This window comes from Microbacterium sp., from assembly GCF_049661145.1.
Lineage (GTDB): Bacteria > Actinomycetota > Actinomycetes > Actinomycetales > Microbacteriaceae > Microbacterium.
Window position 1 is genome coordinate 1 of sequence record NZ_JBASZT010000043.1, and the last position, 18,773, is coordinate 18,773.

The following is an 18,773-nucleotide window of genomic DNA, read 5'->3' on the forward strand; positions in this document are numbered from 1 at the left end:
GCGCCACGCGGCCCCTCCGCGTGGCAAGCGCTTGGCTTCGCCCGCGCCATTGGGCGGCGGGGGCGTCGGTGGCGGGACCGACCCACGCGATCACGCCGCCGTCGACGACGACGGCCGCGTCGTGCAACCGCCCGGCATCCCCGACCGTGTCGTCGTTGGTCGTGAGCTCGCCGATGCCGTCGATCAGCAGCGCGGGCATGTCACCAGGCCTGATCGGTGTTGCGGATGACCGGCGCCATCGGCACGCGCACCCCGCGCTCGGCGGCGACGTCGGCGGCGCGCTGATAGCCGGCATCCACGTGGCGGATGACGCCCATGCCGGGGTCGTTCGTGAGCAGACGCGAGAGCTTCTCGGCGGCGAGCGCCGTGCCGTCGGCGACGGAGACCTGGCCCGAGTGGATCGAGCGGCCGATGCCGACGCCGCCGCCGTGGTGCAACGACACCCAGGTCGCGCCGGACGACGTGGCTGTCAGGGCGTTGAGCAGCGGCCAGTCGGCGATGGCGTCGCTGCCGTCGGCCATCGCCTCGGTCTCACGGTACGGCGAGGCGACCGAGCCCGAGTCGAGGTGGTCACGACCGATCACGATGGGTGCCTTCACGGCCCCCTCGGCGACGAGCTCGTTGAAGCGCACGGCGGCGCGGGCGCGCTCGCCATAGCCGAGCCAGCAGATGCGGGCGGGCAGCCCCTCGAACTCGACGCGCTCCTGCGCGGCGCGAATCCAGCGGCGCAGGTGCTCGTTCTCGGGGAACAGCTCGAGAATCGCCTCGTCGGTCACGCGGATGTCGTCGGGGTCGCCCGACAGCGCCGCCCAGCGGAACGGGCCGAGGCCCTCGCAGAACAGCGGGCGGATGTAGGCGGGCACGAAGCCGGGGAACGCGAAGGCGCGGTCGTAGCCGCCCTTGCGGGCCTCGTCGCGGATCGAGTTGCCGTAGTCGAAGACCTCGGCGCCCTCGTCCTGGAACTCGACCATCGCCCGAACGTGCGCGGCCATCGACGCCTGCGCGTCGCGGGTGAAGCCTTCGGGATCGGCGGCGGCACGCTCCTGCCACTCGTCGACCGCGTACCCGATCGGCAGGTAGCTGAGCGGGTCGTGGGCGCTCGTCTGGTCGGTCACGACGTCGATGTGCACCTCGCCGGCACGGTGCCGCCGCAGCAGCTCGGGGAACACTTCGGCGGCGTTGCCGACGAGGCCGACCGACCGGCCACGCCGCTCGTCCTTGGCCCGCTGTACCTTCGCGATCGCGTCGTCGAGGTCGGTGACGACCTCGTCGAGGTAGCGCTTGCCGGCGCGGCGGCGCAGCCGCGTCTCGTCGACGTCGACGACCAGGCACGCACCGTCGTTGAGGGTGACCGCGAGCGGCTGGGCGCCACCCATGCCGCCGCAGCCGCCGGTGAGGGTGATCGTGCCGGCGAGGGTGCCGCCGAAGCGCTTGCGCGCGACCGCCGCGAAGGTCTCGAACGTGCCCTGCAGAATGCCCTGCGTGCCGATGTAGATCCACGAGCCGGCCGTCATCTGGCCGTACATGATGAGCCCCTCGGCCTCGAGGCGACGGAACTCCGGCCACGTCGCCCAGTCCCCGACAAGGTGGGAGTTGGCGATGAGCACGCGCGGCGCCCAGACGTTCGTGCGGAACACACCGACCGGCTTTCCGGACTGCACGAGCAGCGTCTCGTCGTCTTCGAGGTCGCGCAGCGTCTCGACGATGGCGTCGAACGCCGCCCAACTGCGGGCGGCGCGGCCGGTGCCGCCGTAGACGACGAGGTCGTCGGGGCGCTCAGCGACCTCGGGATCGAGGTTGTTCATCAGCATCCGCAGCGGCGCTTCGGTCTGCCAGCTTTTCGCGCTGATCTCGGTGCCGCGCGGAGCGCGGACGGGGCGGGCGCCGGGGAGTGCCATGGAAGTCGCCTTTCGCTGGTGGTCGAGACCATCCCAACATCCCGCCGGGTCTTCTTGAAGTGCCCCACGGATGCCGGCGTCCGGGATCCCGGACGGGTGCGCGGTCGGTGTCACACGCACCCGGGTGCCGCGAGCCCACCGCGAGCCCGGCGCGAGCCCGGCGTCGACGGATAGGCTTTCGGGATGCCGCGCATCCTCGTCCGTCGTCCCTCGCCCCAGCTCGCCGAGGGCGAGCTCACGCATATCGAGCGCCTGCCCGTCGACCCCGCTCTCGCGCTCGCGCAGTGGCAGCAGTACGTCGATGCCTTCCGCGCGCAGGGCTGGGAGGTCACCGACGTGGACCCGGCTGACGAGCATCCCGACGGCGTGTTCGTCGAGGACAGCGTCGTGATGTTCGGCGACCTGGCCGTGCTCACCCGACCGGGAGCCGACTCGCGACGCGGCGAGATCGAGACGACGCGGGCGGCGCTCGAAGCCGCCGGCATCCCTTTCGCTGCCATCGAGGATCCCGGGACGCTCGACGGCGGCGACGTGCTCAAGGTCGGCCACACGGTGTACGTCGGCCGCTCGCTGCGCACCAACGACGCCGCCGTGGCACAGCTGCGCGAGCTGCTCGGCCCGCGGGGCTGGGAGGTCGTCGCCGTGCCGGTCACGCGGCGGCTGCATCTGAAGAGCGCCGTCACGGCCCTGCCCGACGGCACGGTGATCGGATATCTGCCGGGCGTCGACGACCCCGACGTGTTCCCGGCCTTCCTCGCGGTTCCCGAAGAGTACGGCACAGCGGTCGTGGTGCTCGACGAGCACACGGTGCTGATGTCGGCAGATGCGCCGCAGACCGCCGAGCTGTTCCGCGCGCGCGGCCTGGAGGTGCTCACCACCCCGATCTCGGAGTTCGAGAAGATGGAGGGCTGCGTCACCTGCCTGTCGGTGCGCGTGCGCGGCTGAGCCGCGCGGGACGCACAGCACCTTCATCCAGCTCGACGTAGACATGCGTAGATATTTTCCGGCAGCGCGCGTAGCCTGACGGCATGAACACCATCACCGTCGGCCAGTTGCGCCAGAACCCCACGCAGATGCTCGCGGACGTCGAGGCAGGTGCCACCTACACGATCACCCGCCACAACCAGGAGATCGCCCGTGTGGTGCCCGTGCAACAGATCCCGGGGCTGATTCCGGCGAAGCGCACAGGGCCCTCTCACCTGGCCGACCGACCCCGACTGACGTTGCGCACGGCCGAGTCGGTCGAGCAGCTCCTCGAAGAGATGAAGGGCGACTGGTGAAATACTGGCTGCTCGACTCATCCGTTGGCGTTCTGGTTGCCCTGAGACTGGATGCTCAACTCGACGCCTGGATGGATGAGGTGAACGCAGACCCGGAGCAGACGATCATTGCCTCGCGACTGCTCAAGACCGAGGTGACGAGAGTCTTGAGACGCGAACAGCGGCCTATCTCTCTGCGAGACGACCTGTTGTCCTATGTGCACCTGATCCCGCTCACCGAGCCGGTGCTCGTTCAGGCCGAGGCAATCACCCAGCACATCAAGACGCTCGATGCGATTCACCTCGCATCGCTGATCCACACCGGACTCGACGCGACCGTGGTGACGCACGACGCCACGATGCGCGAGGTGGCCGAACTCATCGGCTACCGGACCTTCGACCCGGTCGCCGCGTAGCGCGCAGGCCTCACCGGGTTGCACAGCTTCATCCGGCGCGAATGGGCGGCATCCAGGCCGCAGGCAACAGTATGCGACGGATGAACGAACCCGTCCCGGATTCATCCGGCGCAAACGGTCGGCATCCAGCCCGGAGGCGGCACTATGCGACGGATGAACCCGCAACGGCGGGGCGGATGCCGCGGCTACGCCGTGACGACCTGTGCCGTGCCGACGGCGGCATCCGGGCCCAGCTCGTCGGCGATGCGGCGCGCCTCGGCGATGAGGGTGTCGACGATCTCGGCCTCGGGAACGGTCTTGATGACCTCGCCCTTGACGAAGATCTGCCCCTTGCCGTTGCCCGAAGCGACACCCAGGTCGGCCTCGCGCGCTTCGCCGGGACCGTTGACGACGCAGCCCATGACCGCGACGCGCAGCGGCACGGTGACGTCCTTCAAACCCTCGGTCACGCTGTCGGCGAGCGTGTACACGTCGACCTGAGCGCGCCCGCACGACGGGCACGACACGATCTCGAGCTTGCGTTCGCGCAGGTTCAGCGATTGCAGGATCTGGTGTCCAACCTTCACTTCTTCGGCGGGCGGCGCCGACAGTGAGACACGGATGGTGTCGCCAATGCCCTCCGACAGCAGGATGCCGAAGGCCGTCGCGCTCTTGATGGTCCCCTGGAACGCGGGCCCCGCCTCGGTGACGCCGAGGTGCAGCGGCCAGTCCCCCATCTCGGCGAGCAGGCGGTACGCCCGCACCATGACGATCGGGTCGTTGTGCTTGACCGAGATCTTGAAGTCGTGAAAGTCGTGCTCCTCGAACAGCGACGCCTCCCACCGCGCGCTCTCGGCGAGCGCCTCGGGGGTCGCTTTGCCGTACTTCTCCAGCAGCCGGCGATCGAGCGAACCGGCGTTCACGCCGATGCGCAGCGACACCCCGGCATCCTTCGCGGCCTTCGCGATCGCGCCGACCTGGTCGTCGAACTTGCGGATGTTGCCGGGGTTCACGCGCACCGCGGCGCAGCCGGCGTCGATCGCCTGAAAGACGTACTTCGGCTGGAAGTGGATGTCGGCGATGACCGGGATCTGGCTCTTCTTGGCGATGATGTGCAGGACGTCAGCATCGTCCTGGCTCGGCACGGCGACGCGCACGATCTCGCAGCCGGATGCCGTGAGCTCCGCGATCTGCTGCAGCGTCGCGTTGATGTTGGTCGTCGGCGTCGTCGTCATCGACTGGACACTGATCGGCGCATCGCCGCCGACGAGCACCTTGCCGACGCGGATCTGACGGCTCTTGCGACGCGGGGCGAGAACGTCCGGCACGCGCGGCATCCCAAGGTTCACAGCTGGCACCCGCTCAGCCTACGCCGCGGCGTCCCGCCGTCGCCGAACGGATGCCGAGAGGACCCGCCTCACGCTCCGGTATGGGAACCTGGCTGCACAGCCGCAACGCCCCGCCCGGATTCGACAACCACCACGAGCGCGATGGCGAGCGCGGCGGCTATGGGCAAGGTTATGGGCAACGATGCCGGCAGCAGCGCCGATGCTCCCACCGCGACGCTCAGCACGAGCACGAGCGCACTCCGGCCCCGGCCCACCGTTCCGCGCAGCAGGAGCGCCCAGGTCGCCGTGAAGAAGACTGCGACGGGCACGGTCAGACTCGCGGCGGCAGCAGCGGCGGCGAGGTCTGCGGCGTGCGTGTCGTACGCGACGATGACCGAGACCCCGGCAGAGAATGCCCCGGCGGCGGCGAGGATGACGTAGTGCCCGTAGCCGAGGGCGATCGCGCGGCGATGACTCGTCAGCCGCGAGGCCCCGTCGCCGGCGAAGTACACCCACCACATGCTCGCGGCGAGCACGAGCCCGCACGCGGCGACCAGCAGCAGCGTGCCGAGCCGATCGCCGGACGACACGGCATCCACGACCGCCGTCGTCGACGCGAGGATCGACTCGCCCAGCACGATGAGCGTGAACAGGCTGTAGCGTTCCGCGATGTGGTGCGGATGCCAGGGCGTCCGCCCCGCCCGCTCCGCGAACGGCGGCACGGCCAGCTCGAGCACGACGAGCAGCAGGAACGCCGGCAGCCCACCCTGGTCCGGCAGCAGCAGGCGCAGCACCCACAGCACCTGCACGACGGCGATCCCACCGGCATAGCGCAGCGCCGTCGCACGCAGCTCGGGGCTCGCGGCGGCGGCGCGCAGCCACTGCGCGACCATAGCGAGCCGCATGAGCACGTAGCCGAGCGTCACCACTAGCCAGTCGCTCTCGTTCATGGCCGCCGGGGTACCCGCCGCCATCACGAGGGCGCCCGCCATCTGCACGACCGTGAGCACGCGATACGCCCAGTCATCGGTGTCGAAGGCGCTCGCGAACCACGTGAAGTTCATCCAGGCCCACCACACCGCGAAGAACACGGCGAGGTACGAGCCCACGGCCAGGCCGATGTGCCCCTCGGCCTCGCCGTGGTGCAGTTCGCCGGACGACAGCGACACGGCGACGACGAAGACGAGGTCGAAGAACAGTTCCAGCGGGCTCGCGACGCGGTGCGGCTCTCCGGGCGCACGTGGCGTCATCGGCCGAAGGCCGAGTGAGGCCGCCCGCGCGTTTCGACTCGCCGTCGGTCCGCTCAACGACCGGTGGGGTTTCGCGGTCACGACGTCGCGGCGCGCTCGCGCGCGGTCTGCACGGCGAGCACGGCGAGCACGATCAACACGGCCGCGCTCAGCACGACACCGGGCAGGTGCTCCCCCGCCGCGAGCGCTGCCGCGCCCACCACCACCAGCACTCCGGCCGCCACGATGCGCGAGGGCGCGATCCGGCCGAAGCGGGAACGGATGTAGAGCAGGTTGCCCACCAGATAGATGATCGGACCTGCGACGGTCACGACGACGGCCGCCTGCGTGAGGTGCTCGTGCGACAGGCGCAGCTCGATCGATACCGCCACCACGATCGCCCCCAGCACCATGAGCGCGTGGGCGTAGGCGTATGCCGAGCGCAACGCGCTCGTCGAGCCGCGCCCGCCCTCGGCATCCGGCCCCGCGAGGGCGAAGTAGTTCCACCACAGTGCGAACAGCGAGGCGAAGCCGATCACGACGATCAGCGCTGTCGCACCGGTGAGCGCGCCCTCCGCGACGACGGTGCCGCCCATGAGCAGAATCGACTCCCCGAGCGCGATGATGAACACGAGTCGGTTGCGCTCGGCGAGGTGGCCCGCATCGGGATCCCACTGGTCCATGGGCGCCGCACCGACACCCGGCACGCGGTACTGCGCCAGTGGTGCCGCGTAGTCAACGGCGACCGCGACGAGCCACAGCAGCAGCCGCCAGTGCGGCGGCACGAAGCATCCGGCGATCCAGAAGACGCCCGCGCCGAGCGTCCAGATCAGCAGCATCCGGTAGTTCGCGGCAAGCCGGTGACCGCGGTAGACCACCATCATGAAGACGGGTCGGACGATCCCCATGAACAGGTAACAGGCGACGAACAGCCCAGCGCCGAACAGTTCCGCGCCGTCACCGAACGCCGTCGGGATCGCGACCGACATCCCGAGCGCCGCCAGCATGAGCACACCGTTCAGCAGCTGCACCGAGGTGCGGCCCGGATCGAGCCAGTTCATGGCCCACGCCGTGTAGTTCCAGCCCCACCACACCGCCGCGAACACGACGACCGTCTGGGCGGCGCCCTCCCACGTGAGGTGCTCGATCAACAGATGCGACAGCTGGATGATCGCGAAGACGTAGACGAGGTCGAAGAACAGCTCGATCGGCGCCGCCTCGGAGCGGCGGTGCCCGGTGCGCGCCAACGCGGGCAGCGCGCCCTCGCCGGCGCTCATCCCTCGCGAATCGTCATCGACGCGATGAAGTCGCCTTCGGTGACGAAGACGAACGTCGACCGACCGTTGGCGTAGTTGCTGCGCCAATCGCCGACGACGGTGACCTCGTCGCCGCTCACCGTGACCTCTTCGACGGCGAGCGTGCCCCGCGCGCCGATGAACTCCTTGTCGCTCCAGCGCTTCATCGCCTCGCGGCCGGTGAAGGTCCGACCCCAGTCGTCGATGAACCCGCCGACGGTGAAGGCGGCTTGGAACGCGTCGTCGTCGTGCCTGTTGACGGCCGCGATAAAGGAGCCGACAGGTTCGGGGACAGGCGTGGTCGTCATGGTCTCTCCGTGTATGGATCGTTCAGGATAGCTGCGATATACAACCATATATCGTCGCTATAGGACGTCGCCCACGCGACGCGTAGGGTGGAAGGATGCCGCAGCCCACGGGCGACGACACGCGAACCCGCCTGCTGAACGCCGCCGCCGACCTCATCGCCGCATCCCCCGGCGACGACTTCTCGCTACGCGCCGTGTGCGAGGCCGCGGGGGTGACGCTGCCGACGCTGTACCACTTCTTCGGAAGCAAACAGGGGCTGATCGACGCGGTCACCGAGCGCGGGTTCGACCTCTACCTGTCGCAGAAGGCCGCGCGAGAGCTGACGGGCGACCCCATCGGCGACATCCGCGCCGGCTGGGACGAGCACGTCGCGTTCGGCCTGCGAAACCCGGGCCTCTATGCGCTCATGTATGGCACGGTGCGGCCTGGCCACGCCCCCGACGCGCAGCAGCGGCCCACCGCCGCCCTCCGGGAGTTGACGCGCCGAGCCGCAGACGCCGGACGCCTCGTCGTCGACCCCGATCACGCGGCATCCCACGTCCTCGCTGCGAACGTCGGCGTCACCCTGCGCCAGATCGTCCTCGCCGAAGAGGACCGCGCACTGTCCGACGCCGTCCGCGAAGGGGTCATCGCCGCCATCACCGGCGGACGCGCGACACCCGGCCGCGACGCGCCCGCGCGGGCCGTGACGGAGTGGGCCGCCGCACACCCCGAGGTCCTGGGCGAGCCCGAGACGCAGTTGCTCATTTCGTGGCTGCACCGCGTCGCCGCCGCGGCCGCTGACCACTGACCACTGACCGCTGACCGCGAGCGCCACCGCGCGACTTGCCGTGATTTGTCGGTTCCACGAAGTGGATGCGGCAAAACGCGGCACGTCGGCATCCCACAGACCACGAACAGGCCACGAACGCACCGCGACCGGACCGCAAACACACCCCGAATGTTCCGTCCGTGTGAACAGCGTGTGAACGCGGCGCCGCCGAATGGCACGAGGCCGTCGTATCCCACAAGCTCCGCACACTCGGCAGGGCGAAGTCTGGACCATCTGCCGGTGCCGCCGGTCGCCGCCCCCGCGTCACGATGATCTCAGCGTCCACTTATCGTGAGGAAACTCCTATGTCCGCGCCCACCGCCGCGCCCGCCCGTCCCGTCCGCAAACACCCCGTCGACCAGGTTCCACCCGTCCCGAAGCTCCTGACGTACGGCTTCCAGCACGTCGCCGCCTTCTACGCGGGCGCCGTGATCGTGCCGCTCATCATCGGCGGCGCGCTGGGCGTGACCCCCGAAGACATGGTCAAACTCATCCAGGCCGACCTGCTCACCTGCGGCATCGCGTCGCTGCTGCAATCCATCGGCATCCGCATCGGTAAGTACCGCATCGGTGTGCAACTGCCGCTGCTGCAGGGCGTCGCCTTCGCCGGCGTCGCACCGCTCATCACGATCGGCTTCAACCACGGCGGCGGGTCCCCGGCGCTCCCGTGGATCTTCGGCGCCGTGATCGTCTCGGGCATCGTCTTCTTTCTCGTCGCGCCGCTGATCGCCCGGGCGGTGCGGTTCTTCCCGCCGGTCGTCACCGGCACCGTGCTGACGATCATCGGCGTCACGCTGCTCCCCGTGGCCGCCAACCACGCGATCGGCGGACAGCTGGGACTTCCCGGCTTCGACTGGTCGTACTCCGTGATGGGCGCCTCGCAGGGCGGCCACGGCGACCCCACCAGCGGCATCAACATGATCTTCGCGATCGGCACGATCATCGTCATCCTGCTGCTGCAGCGCTTCTTCACCGGCTTCCTCTCCACCATTTCGGTGCTCGTCGGGCTCATCGTCGGCTTCGTCGCCTGGTACGCGATCCTGCCAAGCGTGCCGGGCTCGGGTGTGACCTTCGACTGGTCCGCCGTCTCTGGCGCCGAAGCGTTCTGGATCGCCAGCCCCTTCCACTACGGCCCACCCCAGTTCGCCGTCGGCGACATCATCGCCGTGCTCCTGGTCATGATGATCACCGCCGTCGAGACCGTCGGATCGCTGTACGCGACGGGCGACATCGTCGGCAAGCGCATCTCGCGCCAGGACATCTCCGACGCTCTCAAGGCCGACGGGATCTCCACCGCGCTCGGCGGCACGATGGGCTCGTTCCCCTACACCTGCTTCGCGGAGAACATCGGGCTCGTCCGTGTCACCGGCGTGAAGTCACGCTGGATCGTCGCGGTCGCGGGCGGGTTCATGATGATCCTGGGCCTGTTCCCCCAGGTCGCCGCCGTCGTCGGAATGATCCCCGAGCCGGTGCTCGGCGGCTCGGCGCTCGTGCTGTTCGCGGCCGTCGCGATCACCGGCATCCAGACCCTCTCCACCGTGAACTTCAACGACCACCGCAACCTCGCCGTCGCCGGCACCGGCCTCGCGGTCGGCGTGTACGTCATGGCGTTCCCGGGCGTGACGCAGGCCGTGCCGGAGTGGCTGCAGTGGTACTTCTCGGGCGGCATCGCCGCGGGCGCGTTCACCACGATCCTGCTCAACATCGTGTTCTTCCACCTGGTCCGACGCGGGCCGAACGTCACGACGGATGCCGCGGGCGACGTCGTCACGCTCGACCGGGTCAACGGGCTGAGCGAGGACGAGTTCGCCGCGCTGTTCCACGGCGTCGTGCAGGACAACACGTGGGCGATCGAACGCGCCTACGCCGAGCGACCGTTCGCGTCGGCGGCGGCCCTCGCGGACGCCTTCCAGGACGCACTGTTGGCGGGAACGGATGCCGAGGTGCACGAGCTGCTGGAGTCGTTCCCCGACCTCGGGTCGGCCGAAGCGGACGGCTCCGTCGTCCGCGAATCGTCGGGAGCACTCGCCGACGTGGACGACGACCAGCGCGCCGACCTCGGCGAACTCTCCGCGGAGTACCGCGCGAAGTTCGGCTTCCCGCTCATCATCTCGGTGAAGGACGTGGAGCGGTACGACCAGGTCGTCGGCATCGGCTGGTCGCGCATGGACAACTCGGTGCGTGCCGAGCGCCAGGCCGCCCTCGTCGAGGTCTCGAAGATCGTGCGCCACCGGTTCGACGACCTCATCGCCGACGCCAACCCGATCACGAGCGCTCGCTTCGGCCGCTTCGCGGACCTCGGCACCGACTGACGCGTCGGAGCGTTTCGGCCGCGCCGCCGTCGACGTGCCGTGTTTTGTCGTCTCGACCCCACCATTGCGACAGAACACGGCAAGTCGACGCGGGTTGCTGCGTTCCGCGGCGGCCGGCGCCCGGGTGGGCGCTGCGGGCGTGGTCAGCGGAGCTTGCGAGCGTCGACGGCGCGCGCAAGCGCCCAGGCGCCCGGGATGACGAGCGCGGCGATCGCCGCCTTGATCAAGCCACCAAGGATGAACGGCGTGACGCCGGCAGCGAGGATGTCGCCGAAGCTCAGGTGTTGTCCGAGCACGACGTCGAGGATGAAGGCCATGTACGGCACCCCGAACAGGAACGGCACGACGCTGGCCGCAGCGAAGCCGACGAAAGCGAGCGCCGGCCGCCGATCCCAGCTGCGCTCGGCGACCCAGCCCGCGATGAACGCGGCGAACACGAACCCGATCACGAAGCCGAAGCTGGGCTTCGCGACATAGGCGATCGTGCCCCCGAAGCCCGCGAACACGGGCAGGCCTGCGAGGCCCATCGCGAGATACAGGGCGAGAGCCGATGCTCCCCGGCGCGCACCAAGCGCCGCGCCGACGACGATGACACCCAGAGTCTGCCCGGTGATCGGCACCGGCCACAGGGGGATCTCCACCTGTGCGAGCGCGGCGACCACGAGGGCACCGGTGGTCACGAGCGCGGCATCCCACGCGAAAGCTCGCGTTCGAGCGCTCGGGCGGGCGATCAGATCGGCGAGGACCGGTCCACGGGTGGGGACAGCGAGAGACATGCGTGCTCCTTCGGGATGTGGGTGAGACGTCTTGACTCTGACTGGGTCCGGACGGACCCGCCGGGTCAAGAGTGCGACGTAGGTGGGCAGGGGCGCGCTACGCATCGACGGCGCCGATCACGGCGTTCGCACCGACGGCGGCGCCGGCCGCGACAGCCTGGGCGAGCCGCCCGGCGCGCGGGGCCTTGATCGGCACCTCCATCTTCATCGCCTCGAGGACCGCGACGGTCTCGCCCTCGGCGACCGCCGCGCCGTCGTCGGCCTTCCAGGCGCTGAGTGTTCCGGCGAACGGGGCGACAAGCGAGCCGGGGGCGACCGCTTCGGAAGCGGTGGACTCGGCATCCGCCGTGTCCAGCGCAGCGCCGACACCGGATGACAGCCGCGCGAGGAGCGACTCGGGAAGGCCGAGCGCGACGAGACGACCGTCGACCTCGATCGGCATGCGCACGAGGCGCGGCTCGCCAGGTGCGGGCACGGCCGTCGCGGGCTCGAACACAGCGGTGCACTCCTCTTCGATCCACCGCGTGTGCACGCCGAACTCGCCGTCGGGCGCCGTGAACGCGGGGTCGGAGACGACGTGGCGGTCGAACGGCAGCACCGTTGCGACGCCGTCGATGGTGAACTCATCGAGCGCGCGGCGGGCGCGGGCGAGTGCCTGCTCGCGGTCACTCCCCCAGACGATGAGTTTCGCGAGCATGGAGTCGAAGCTCCCCGGCACCGCGTACCCGGCATACACCCCGGAGTCGAGGCGCACTCCTTGCCCGCCCGGTGCGTCGAACGTGACGATCATCCCGGGGGTGGGGAGGAATCCAAGCCCGGGGTCCTCCGCGTTGATGCGGAACTCGATCGCGTGCCCGAACGGCTCGATCGTCTCGGGAACCGACATCGGTTCGCCCGCCGCGATACGGAACTGCTCCTGCACGAGGTCGATGCCGGTCGTTACCTCGGTGACGGGATGCTCGACCTGCAGGCGCGTGTTCACCTCGAGGAACGACAGTGTGCCGTCCTCGCCGAGGAGGAACTCGACCGTGCCGGCGCCGACGTATCCTGCCGCTGCGCACACGGCGGCGGCTGACTCGTGGATGCGGGCGCGCAGCGCGTCGTCGATGAACGGTGCGGGCGCCTCTTCGACGAGCTTCTGGTTGCGGCGCTGCAGCGAGCAGTCGCGCGTGCCGATCACGGCGACGCGGCCGTGCCGGTCGCCGAGCACCTGCGCTTCGATGTGCCGTGGACGGTCGAGGAACCTCTCCACGAGGCAGTCGCCCTGCCCGAAGGCGGCGACCGCTTCGCGCACCGCGGAGTCGTAGGCCTCGCGGATGCCGGAGTGCTCGCGCACGACCCGCATGCCGCGACCGCCACCACCGAAAACGGCCTTGATCGCAATCGGCATGCCATGCTCGTCGGCGAAGGCGAGCACGTCGTCGACTCCCGTGACCGCGCCCTTCGTTCCGGGCACGAGCGGGGCGCCGACCTCCGCGGCGAGTGAACGAGCGCGCGCCTTGTCGCCGAGCAACTCGATCGTCGCCGGATCGGGGCCGATCCAGACGAGCCCCGCGTCGAGCACAGCCTGCGCGAAGTCGGCGCGCTCGGAGAGAAAGCCGTAGCCGGGGTGAATCGCGTCGGCGCCGGCGCGGGCGGCGACCTCGAGCAGTTTCGGGATGCTGAGGTACGTCTCGGCGGGAAGAACGCCGCCGAGGGCATAGGCCTCGTCGGCGAGCCGGACGTGGAGGGCGTCGGCGTCGTCGTCGGCATACACGGCGACGCTGGCGATGCCGGCCTCTTTCGCCGCGCGGATGACGCGCACGGCGATCTCGCCGCGGTTGGCGATGAGGATCTTCTGAAAGGTCATGAGTCGTTCTCCTGCTCGGTCGTCTTGTCGGTGCCGGTCGGCTCTGTGCTCATGGGCTCAGCGCCGCGAGGTTTCGATGCTGGGGCTACGTCGCTCATCGCCACGAAGCGCACGCGGCACCCCGGCGAGAGCTGCGCGGCGAGGTCGATATCGTCGTCGTGCACGACGGCGATGACCGGATACCCGCCGGTGAGGGGCCGGTCCGCGAGGAACAGCACGGGCTGACCGTCGGGCGGCACCTGGATCGCACCGAGCACCATCCCTTCGCTCGGCAGCTCGCGGCCCGCGTACTCGACTGCGCGCTGCAATGCCGCGCCGGCGAGCCGCACGCCGACGCGGTCGCTGCGGGGCGTGACCTCCCAGCTCTGATGCGAAAGTCTCGCATCCCCGAGGCGGACTCTCTCGCCCCACGGCGCGGCAGCGCCACTGAAAAGCTGGCCTGTGAAGCTCGCGAGCGCCTCGGCCGAGAACCAGTCGTCGCGTGGGCCGAGCACGACCCGCAGCACGACGTCGTCGCCGGGAGCGGGGAGGGGCCGCGCGTCCGGCACAGGCTCGGGCGCCCCGACGACGCCGAGCGACTCACTCCCAGTGGCGAGTTCATCGCCCGCCGCGAGGGGCTCGGGGCCGAGGCTGGCAAGTGTGTCGCGCGATCGGCTGCCGAGCACGGCGGGCGCATCGATGCCACCCCGGATGCCGAGGATCGAACGCAGTCCACGGCTCGGCGCGGCAAGGGTCAGTCGCTCGCCCGCGCTCAGGCGGAAGGGCCTCGCGTGCGGCACTTTGCGCGTGCCGTACGGCCCCGTGATCCGGCCGTTCCGCTCGGCCCCCGTGATCGCGAGCACCGCGGGCTCGATCGCCTCCACCGCGAAGCCGCCGTGGGCAAGCTCGACGACGGCGGCACCGGGCCGGTTGCCGACGAGGCGATTCGCGTGCCGGAACGCGCTGCGCACCGCCGCACCGGACTCCCCGACTCCCATGCCCGCGACGCCGTGGCGTCCCTCGTCCTCGACGAGCGACTGCAGACCCGCGTCGATCACGCGCAGGCTCGGCGAGGAGGCCGCCACCCGCGGCGCCTTTCCCGGAGCTGACCCCGCGGCATCCCCCGCGGCAATGACGTGCTCGCGCTCGGCGACGAACCTGACCGTGCCTCCCGCGACGAGCGCGGCGGGCTGTTCGCGGTCGGTGTCCCACATGGTGTGCGCCGTCGTGCCGATGATCTGCCATCCGCCCGGACTCTCGCGCGGGTACACGCCTGAGAACCGTCCGGCGAGGCCGACCGAGCCCGGGAGAATCCGCGGACGTGGGGTCGCGCGCCGCGGCACCTCCAGGCGCGGATCACCCCCGGACAGGTACGCGAAGCCCGGCGCGAACCCCGTGAAGGCAACGGTGTACGTGCTCGCGGTGTGGCGGTCCACGACCTGGTCGGGGCTCATCCCGGTGAGCCGAGCCACGTCGTCGAGATCCTCACCCGCGTAGTTCACGGCGATGACGGCCTCGGGCCCCACGGCGCCACCGGTCGCCGTGACGGCACTTTCGCGGAGCAACTCGCGCAAGCGCGGGATGAACCGTTGCGGATCACGCGCCTCGCCGCCCGCGACGAGCACCGTCTGCGCCGCCGGCACGACCTCCGAGACCTCCAGCGTGCCGCGTTCCCGGGCGAGCGTCAGGGTCGCGAAGACCGCGAGCGCCCCGTCAAGGTCGTCACAGTCGATGAGGACCGCCGTGCTCCCCGCCTGTCTGATGCGAAAGTCTCGTGACATGACTCAGCCTTTCCCGCCCCCACGGCGCGGCAGCGCTTCTGAAAAGCTGATCCGGATGCCGGCGTTCACGCGGCCTCCGCGTGGGTGAAGCTCGTGATCTCAACCCCGGCGCCGACCAGTTCCGCGCGCACCGCGACAGCCATCTCGACGGCGGCGGGGCTGTCGCCGTGCACGCAGATCGAGTCCGCACGAACGGCGACCGTGCTGCCGTCGCGGGCCGTGAGGGTTCCCGACTGCACGAGCCCCAGCATCCGCTGCGCGACCTCGACGGGGTCATGGAGCACGGCACCCGGCTCGCGTCGCGACACGAGGGCGCCCGACGGCTCGTAGGCGCGGTCGGCGAAGGCTTCGGAGATTGCGCGGAGTCCGGATGCCTCGGTCTGCTCGACCTGCGGCGACGCCGCCAAGCACACCAGGGCCAGGTCGGGGTTCACCTCACGGATGGCGGTGATGACAGCATCCGCCTCGGCCTCGTCGAACGCGATGCTGTTGTAGAGCGCCCCGTGCGGTTTGACGTACGAGACGTCGGTGCCGACCGTGCGGGCGAGGGCCTGCAGCGCACCGATCTGGTAGATCACGTCGGCGCGCAACTCTTCGCGCGACAGTTTCATGGGGCGTCGCCCGAAGCCGACGAGGTCGGGGTAGGCGACGTGCGCGCCCACGGCGACCCCACGTTCCGCGGCGAAGCGCAGCGTCTCGAGGATCGAGCGCGGGTCACCGGCGTGAAACCCGCACGCGACGTTCGCGCTCGTCACGATGTCAAGCATCGCGGTGTCGTCACCCATCCGCCACGCACCGTAGTGCTCACCGAGATCACTGTTGAGATCAATCCGAAGCGTCATCGTCATCTCCTCTTGCCGCTACCCATCGATCCTGCCGTCAGGCGGAGAGGAACGCGAAGATCGACGAGAACGACACGACACCCATGTACCAGGTCAACACGGTCACGAGAATCCCCAGAATGCGGAGCCACCATTGGATGCGGTGACCGCCCAAGAGGTCGCGGCGGAACCAGGCGATGTACATGAACACCGTCAACCCGATCGGCAGGATCAGCCCGTTGAACCCGCCGGCGAAGACGAGGAGCGCGGCGGGCGTCGTCCCCATGATGAGGTAGGCGGCGAGACCGACCACGATGAAGACCACCGTCGCCCAGCCGCGTCGACGCTGGTCGAGCTTCGCACTGAACACCGTCATGAATGACACCGACGTAAAGGCGGCACCAATGACACTCGAGATGCCGGCCGCCCACAGCACGATGCCGAACGCCCGCATGCCCCACTCACCGGCGGCGGCTTCGAACGCCTGCGCTGCAGGGTTCGCGGACAGGTCGAGCAGCACGCCGCTCGCGGTCACCCCGAGAAAAGCGAGGAAGAGGACGTAGCGCATGAGGCCGGTGATAGCGATGCCGGTGAACGCCGACGTCGTCACCTGCTTGAGGTGCTCCGGTCCCGCCGTGCCAGAGTCGAGCAGCTTGTGCGCGCCCGCATACGTGATGTAGCCGCCGACGGTGCCACCGACGATCGTCGTGATCGCGGCGAAGTTGATCGTGTCGGGCCACACCGTCTGGCGCAGCGCATCACCGACGGGAGGATTGGCGATGATCGCGACGACGACCGTCAGCGTGATCATCAACAGGCCGAAGATGATCATTGCCCGGTCGAGCAGGAGCCCCGCCTTGCGCGAGACGAAGATGCCGATGGCGAGAATGGCGCTGATCGCGCCGCCGATCTTGGGATCCAGTCCCAGTAGTGCGTTCAGGCCCAGCCCGGCGCCGGCGATGTTGCCGATGTTGAAGACGAGGCCGCCCATGATCACGAGCACCGCGAGCACATAGCCGCTGAACGGGATCGCCGAGTTGGCCAGTTCTGCGGCGCGCTTACCCGACGCCGTGATGATCTGCCAGATGTTCGCCTGCACGATGAAGTCGATGATGATCGACGCGAGGATGCCGAAGGCGAACGCGGCACCCAGGGTTGCCGTGAACGTCGCCGTCTGGGTGATGAATCCCGGCCCGATCGCCGAGGTCGCCATCATGAAGATGGCGCCGATCAGCGATGCCCTGCGCGACTTCGCGAAGCCCGCCGCCCCGGCCTGCACGGCCCCCGCCTGCACCGTGGCAGGACCCGGGACCTTGACACTCTCGTCGGCTTTTTCAGTGGCGCTGCCGCGCCGTGGGGCGAGAAAGTCTGGGTCCTGTTGCGCGGCTTTCGGGTCAGGATCCTTCTTCGATGAGCTGCGCTCATTCATTGCGAACACGTCCTCTCAATCGGCACGCGGCAGATGAGTTCTCGGCATCCAAGGTGCGATCACCGCGACTTCGGTTGCTCACCGTGCGTCGTCTTACTGAATAATGGAGCATGGGTTGTTGAACAATCAGCAAGCTACTGCCATAATGTTCCGCATGGATTAACCGACAATTACGAAATTTGCACGTCGGCTACGATGGCCGGATGTCGAACACTTCCGACACCGACGCCGTCGGCACCGGCGCCGCACCGATGTCGCGCGCATCGGAAGCCGCCCGCGAGGTCCGCGCGCGGATTCTCGACGGACAGCTCAAGCCCGGGCAGCATGTGCCCGAAGCTCAACTTGCGGAATCTCTCGGCATCTCGAGGAACACGCTGCGCGAGACCTTCAAGACACTGGCCCAGGAAGGCCTCGTCACTCAGACTCAGCACAGGGGAACCTGGGTGGCGGTGCCGAGTATGAGCACGATCATCGATGTCTACCGGGTGCGACGGATGATCGAGGTGCAGGCGATGGCGAATGCCCTGCCACGGCATCCCGCTATCACGCACATCCGCGATGCCGTGGAAGCCGCGGTGGACGCGCGTGCTCGGAATGACTGGCCGGGTGTCGGAACGGCGAACATCCGTTTCCACCGCGCGATCGTCGAACTGGCGGATAGCCCGCGGCTCAGCCAGTTCTACGAACGTGTCGCCACCGAGTTGCGCCTGGCCTTCGGGCTCATCGACGACCCCGCCTACCTGCACGCACCGTTCCTCGATTGGAACGGCGAGATCGTCGAAGTGCTCGAGAACGGCGAGCCGGCACGAGCCGCCGAGCGTCTCGAAGAGTACCTCCTCATTGCGGAACGTGTTCTCCTGGCCGGCTACGAGCGAGCCGTGCAGAGCGCGCGGTGAGCATGCACCCCGCGGGATCAAGCCGGGCGTCGAAACGGACCCGCTCCCCGGGCTACAGCAGGAGCAGCGCGAGGTACAGGTCGACGCGGTCCTTGGTCGAGCCCAGGTCACGGCCGGTCAGTTCCTCGACCCGAGCGATGCGGTAGCGCACCGAGTTCTGGTGCAGGTGCAGCGCGTTGGAGGTCCGTACCCACGATCCATCGCACTCCAGGAACACCCGGAGCGTGTCGATCAGGTTCCCCTGATGGCGCCCGTCATGGTCGCGCACCGCCCCGAGGGCGGCAGCCACGAACTCCCGGCGCAGCTCATCCGAGACCGACGCGAGCACGTCGACGGCGGCCACGGCGACCGCGCCGTCCACGATTCGGACCGTGCTGGCGCCCGGAGGTGTCGGGCGGCGCAGCGC

17 protein-coding genes and 1 pseudogene are annotated in these 18,773 nt (G+C 69.4%); 6 read left to right on the forward strand and 12 right to left on the reverse strand.

The window, feature by feature from the left end; all coding sequences use genetic code 11:
* Together WBP48_RS01895 and hutU are read right to left on the reverse strand one after the other, a co-directional pair.
* A pseudogene (locus WBP48_RS01895) lies at positions 1-199 on the reverse strand (hypothetical protein); the annotation flags it as partial.
* A gap of 1 nt (position 200) precedes the next feature.
* Entirely contained in the window at positions 201-1,898 is a 1,698-nt protein-coding gene (hutU, locus tag WBP48_RS01900; RefSeq protein ID WP_424435247.1) for a urocanate hydratase, read from the reverse strand.
* A 183-nt stretch (positions 1,899-2,081) separates the two neighbouring features.
* On the opposite strand from hutU, the gene ddaH reads away from it, so the two are divergent.
* The 3 genes from ddaH to WBP48_RS01915 all read left to right on the forward strand — a co-directional run bounded on the left by ddaH (position 2,082) and on the right by WBP48_RS01915 (position 3,573).
* On the forward strand, positions 2,082-2,843 hold the full coding sequence (gene ddaH / locus WBP48_RS01905; RefSeq protein WP_424435250.1) for a dimethylargininase: 762 nt from the start codon (positions 2,082-2,084) through the stop codon (positions 2,841-2,843).
* Positions 2,844-2,926: 83 nt separating this feature from the next.
* Entirely contained in the window at positions 2,927-3,178 is a 252-nt protein-coding gene (locus WBP48_RS01910) for a type II toxin-antitoxin system Phd/YefM family antitoxin (protein ID WP_424435253.1), read from the forward strand.
* Positions 3,175-3,573, forward strand: coding sequence for a PIN domain-containing protein (locus WBP48_RS01915; RefSeq protein ID WP_424435256.1), 399 nt, complete (start codon positions 3,175-3,177; stop codon positions 3,571-3,573). The genes WBP48_RS01910 and WBP48_RS01915 overlap by 4 nt, the downstream gene beginning before the upstream one ends.
* Before the next feature lie 185 nt (positions 3,574-3,758).
* On the opposite strand, the gene ispG is transcribed toward WBP48_RS01915, so the two are convergent.
* From ispG to WBP48_RS01935, 4 genes are all read right to left on the reverse strand, one after another.
* Positions 3,759-4,910, reverse strand: a complete 1,152-nt coding sequence (ispG, locus tag WBP48_RS01920; RefSeq protein ID WP_424435259.1) for a flavodoxin-dependent (E)-4-hydroxy-3-methylbut-2-enyl-diphosphate synthase — start codon at positions 4,908-4,910, stop codon at positions 3,759-3,761.
* A gap of 59 nt (positions 4,911-4,969) precedes the next feature.
* Complete coding sequence (locus WBP48_RS01925; RefSeq protein ID WP_424435262.1) at positions 4,970-6,130, reverse strand: low temperature requirement protein A; 1,161 nt, start codon at positions 6,128-6,130, stop codon at positions 4,970-4,972.
* Positions 6,131-6,207: 77 nt separating this feature from the next.
* Positions 6,208-7,386 (reverse strand): low temperature requirement protein A, encoded by a 1,179-nt coding sequence (locus tag WBP48_RS01930; protein ID WP_424435265.1) that lies wholly within the window; start codon positions 7,384-7,386, stop codon positions 6,208-6,210.
* A complete protein-coding gene (locus WBP48_RS01935; protein ID WP_424435268.1) occupies positions 7,383-7,712 on the reverse strand; it encodes a nuclear transport factor 2 family protein in 330 nt (109 codons plus the stop codon). Before WBP48_RS01935 ends, WBP48_RS01930 begins: the two co-directional genes overlap by 4 nt.
* A gap of 95 nt (positions 7,713-7,807) precedes the next feature.
* Here WBP48_RS01935 and WBP48_RS01940 point away from each other — a divergent pair, with 95 nt between their 5' ends.
* Both WBP48_RS01940 and WBP48_RS01945 read left to right on the forward strand, forming a co-directional pair.
* A complete protein-coding gene (locus WBP48_RS01940) occupies positions 7,808-8,503 on the forward strand; it encodes a TetR/AcrR family transcriptional regulator (RefSeq protein WP_424435271.1) in 696 nt (231 codons plus the stop codon).
* A gap of 326 nt (positions 8,504-8,829) precedes the next feature.
* Positions 8,830-10,836 carry a solute carrier family 23 protein gene (locus tag WBP48_RS01945; RefSeq protein ID WP_424435274.1) on the forward strand — a complete coding sequence of 669 codons (2,007 nt, stop codon included), beginning with the start codon at positions 8,830-8,832 and terminating at the stop codon, positions 10,834-10,836.
* 143 nt (positions 10,837-10,979) lie between these two features.
* On the opposite strand, the gene WBP48_RS01950 is transcribed toward WBP48_RS01945, so the two are convergent.
* The 5 genes from WBP48_RS01950 to WBP48_RS01970 all read right to left on the reverse strand — a co-directional run bounded on the left by WBP48_RS01950 (position 10,980) and on the right by WBP48_RS01970 (position 17,471).
* Complete coding sequence (locus WBP48_RS01950) at positions 10,980-11,612, reverse strand: biotin transporter BioY (protein WP_424435277.1); 633 nt, start codon at positions 11,610-11,612, stop codon at positions 10,980-10,982.
* Between the two features lie 97 nt (positions 11,613-11,709).
* On the reverse strand, positions 11,710-13,461 hold the full coding sequence (locus WBP48_RS01955) for an acetyl/propionyl/methylcrotonyl-CoA carboxylase subunit alpha (protein WP_424435280.1): 1,752 nt from the start codon (positions 13,459-13,461) through the stop codon (positions 11,710-11,712).
* The gene (locus WBP48_RS01960) at positions 13,458-15,221 is read right to left on the reverse strand and encodes a carboxyltransferase domain-containing protein (protein ID WP_424435283.1); all 1,764 of its coding nucleotides are present in this window, start codon (positions 15,219-15,221) and stop codon (positions 13,458-13,460) included. Before WBP48_RS01960 ends, WBP48_RS01955 begins: the two co-directional genes overlap by 4 nt.
* Positions 15,222-15,286: 65 nt before the next feature.
* Entirely contained in the window at positions 15,287-16,063 is a 777-nt protein-coding gene (locus WBP48_RS01965) for a LamB/YcsF family protein (protein WP_424435286.1), read from the reverse strand.
* Positions 16,064-16,100: 37 nt separating this feature from the next.
* Positions 16,101-17,471 (reverse strand): NRAMP family divalent metal transporter, encoded by a 1,371-nt coding sequence (locus tag WBP48_RS01970; RefSeq protein WP_424435289.1) that lies wholly within the window; start codon positions 17,469-17,471, stop codon positions 16,101-16,103.
* A gap of 203 nt (positions 17,472-17,674) precedes the next feature.
* Here WBP48_RS01970 and WBP48_RS01975 point away from each other — a divergent pair, with 203 nt between their 5' ends.
* Positions 17,675-18,367: a GntR family transcriptional regulator gene (locus WBP48_RS01975; RefSeq protein WP_424435292.1), complete on the forward strand. Its 693-nt coding sequence runs from the start codon at positions 17,675-17,677 to the stop codon at positions 18,365-18,367.
* Between the two features lie 52 nt (positions 18,368-18,419).
* Here WBP48_RS01975 and WBP48_RS01980 read toward each other — a convergent pair.
* On the reverse strand, positions 18,420-18,773 hold a 354-nt coding region (locus WBP48_RS01980; RefSeq protein ID WP_424435295.1), incomplete at its 5' end, for a PucR family transcriptional regulator.

What these genes read in the sequence shown, in the direction of transcription:
- WBP48_RS01910 (WP_424435253.1), top strand. Translation starts at nt 2,927, where the DNA reads ATGAACACCATCACCGTCGGCCAGTTGCGCCAGAACCCCACGCAGATG.
- WBP48_RS01930 (WP_424435265.1), bottom strand. Translation starts at nt 7,386, where the DNA reads ATGAGCGCCGGCGAGGGCGCGCTGCCCGCGTTGGCGCGCACCGGGCAC.
- WBP48_RS01925 (WP_424435262.1), bottom strand. Translation starts at nt 6,130, where the DNA reads ATGACGCCACGTGCGCCCGGAGAGCCGCACCGCGTCGCGAGCCCGCTG.
- WBP48_RS01950 (WP_424435277.1), bottom strand. Translation starts at nt 11,612, where the DNA reads ATGTCTCTCGCTGTCCCCACCCGTGGACCGGTCCTCGCCGATCTGATC.
- WBP48_RS01940 (WP_424435271.1), top strand. Translation starts at nt 7,808, where the DNA reads ATGCCGCAGCCCACGGGCGACGACACGCGAACCCGCCTGCTGAACGCC.
- WBP48_RS01960 (WP_424435283.1), bottom strand. Translation starts at nt 15,221, where the DNA reads ATGTCACGAGACTTTCGCATCAGACAGGCGGGGAGCACGGCGGTCCTC.
- ddaH (WP_424435250.1), top strand. Translation starts at nt 2,082, where the DNA reads ATGCCGCGCATCCTCGTCCGTCGTCCCTCGCCCCAGCTCGCCGAGGGC.
- WBP48_RS01965 (WP_424435286.1), bottom strand. Translation starts at nt 16,063, where the DNA reads ATGACGCTTCGGATTGATCTCAACAGTGATCTCGGTGAGCACTACGGT.
- WBP48_RS01975 (WP_424435292.1), top strand. Translation starts at nt 17,675, where the DNA reads ATGTCGAACACTTCCGACACCGACGCCGTCGGCACCGGCGCCGCACCG.
- hutU (WP_424435247.1), bottom strand. Translation starts at nt 1,898, where the DNA reads ATGGCACTCCCCGGCGCCCGCCCCGTCCGCGCTCCGCGCGGCACCGAG.
- WBP48_RS01945 (WP_424435274.1), top strand. Translation starts at nt 8,830, where the DNA reads ATGTCCGCGCCCACCGCCGCGCCCGCCCGTCCCGTCCGCAAACACCCC.
- WBP48_RS01970 (WP_424435289.1), bottom strand. Translation starts at nt 17,471, where the DNA reads ATGAATGAGCGCAGCTCATCGAAGAAGGATCCTGACCCGAAAGCCGCG.
- WBP48_RS01955 (WP_424435280.1), bottom strand. Translation starts at nt 13,461, where the DNA reads ATGACCTTTCAGAAGATCCTCATCGCCAACCGCGGCGAGATCGCCGTG.
- WBP48_RS01935 (WP_424435268.1), bottom strand. Translation starts at nt 7,712, where the DNA reads ATGACGACCACGCCTGTCCCCGAACCTGTCGGCTCCTTTATCGCGGCC.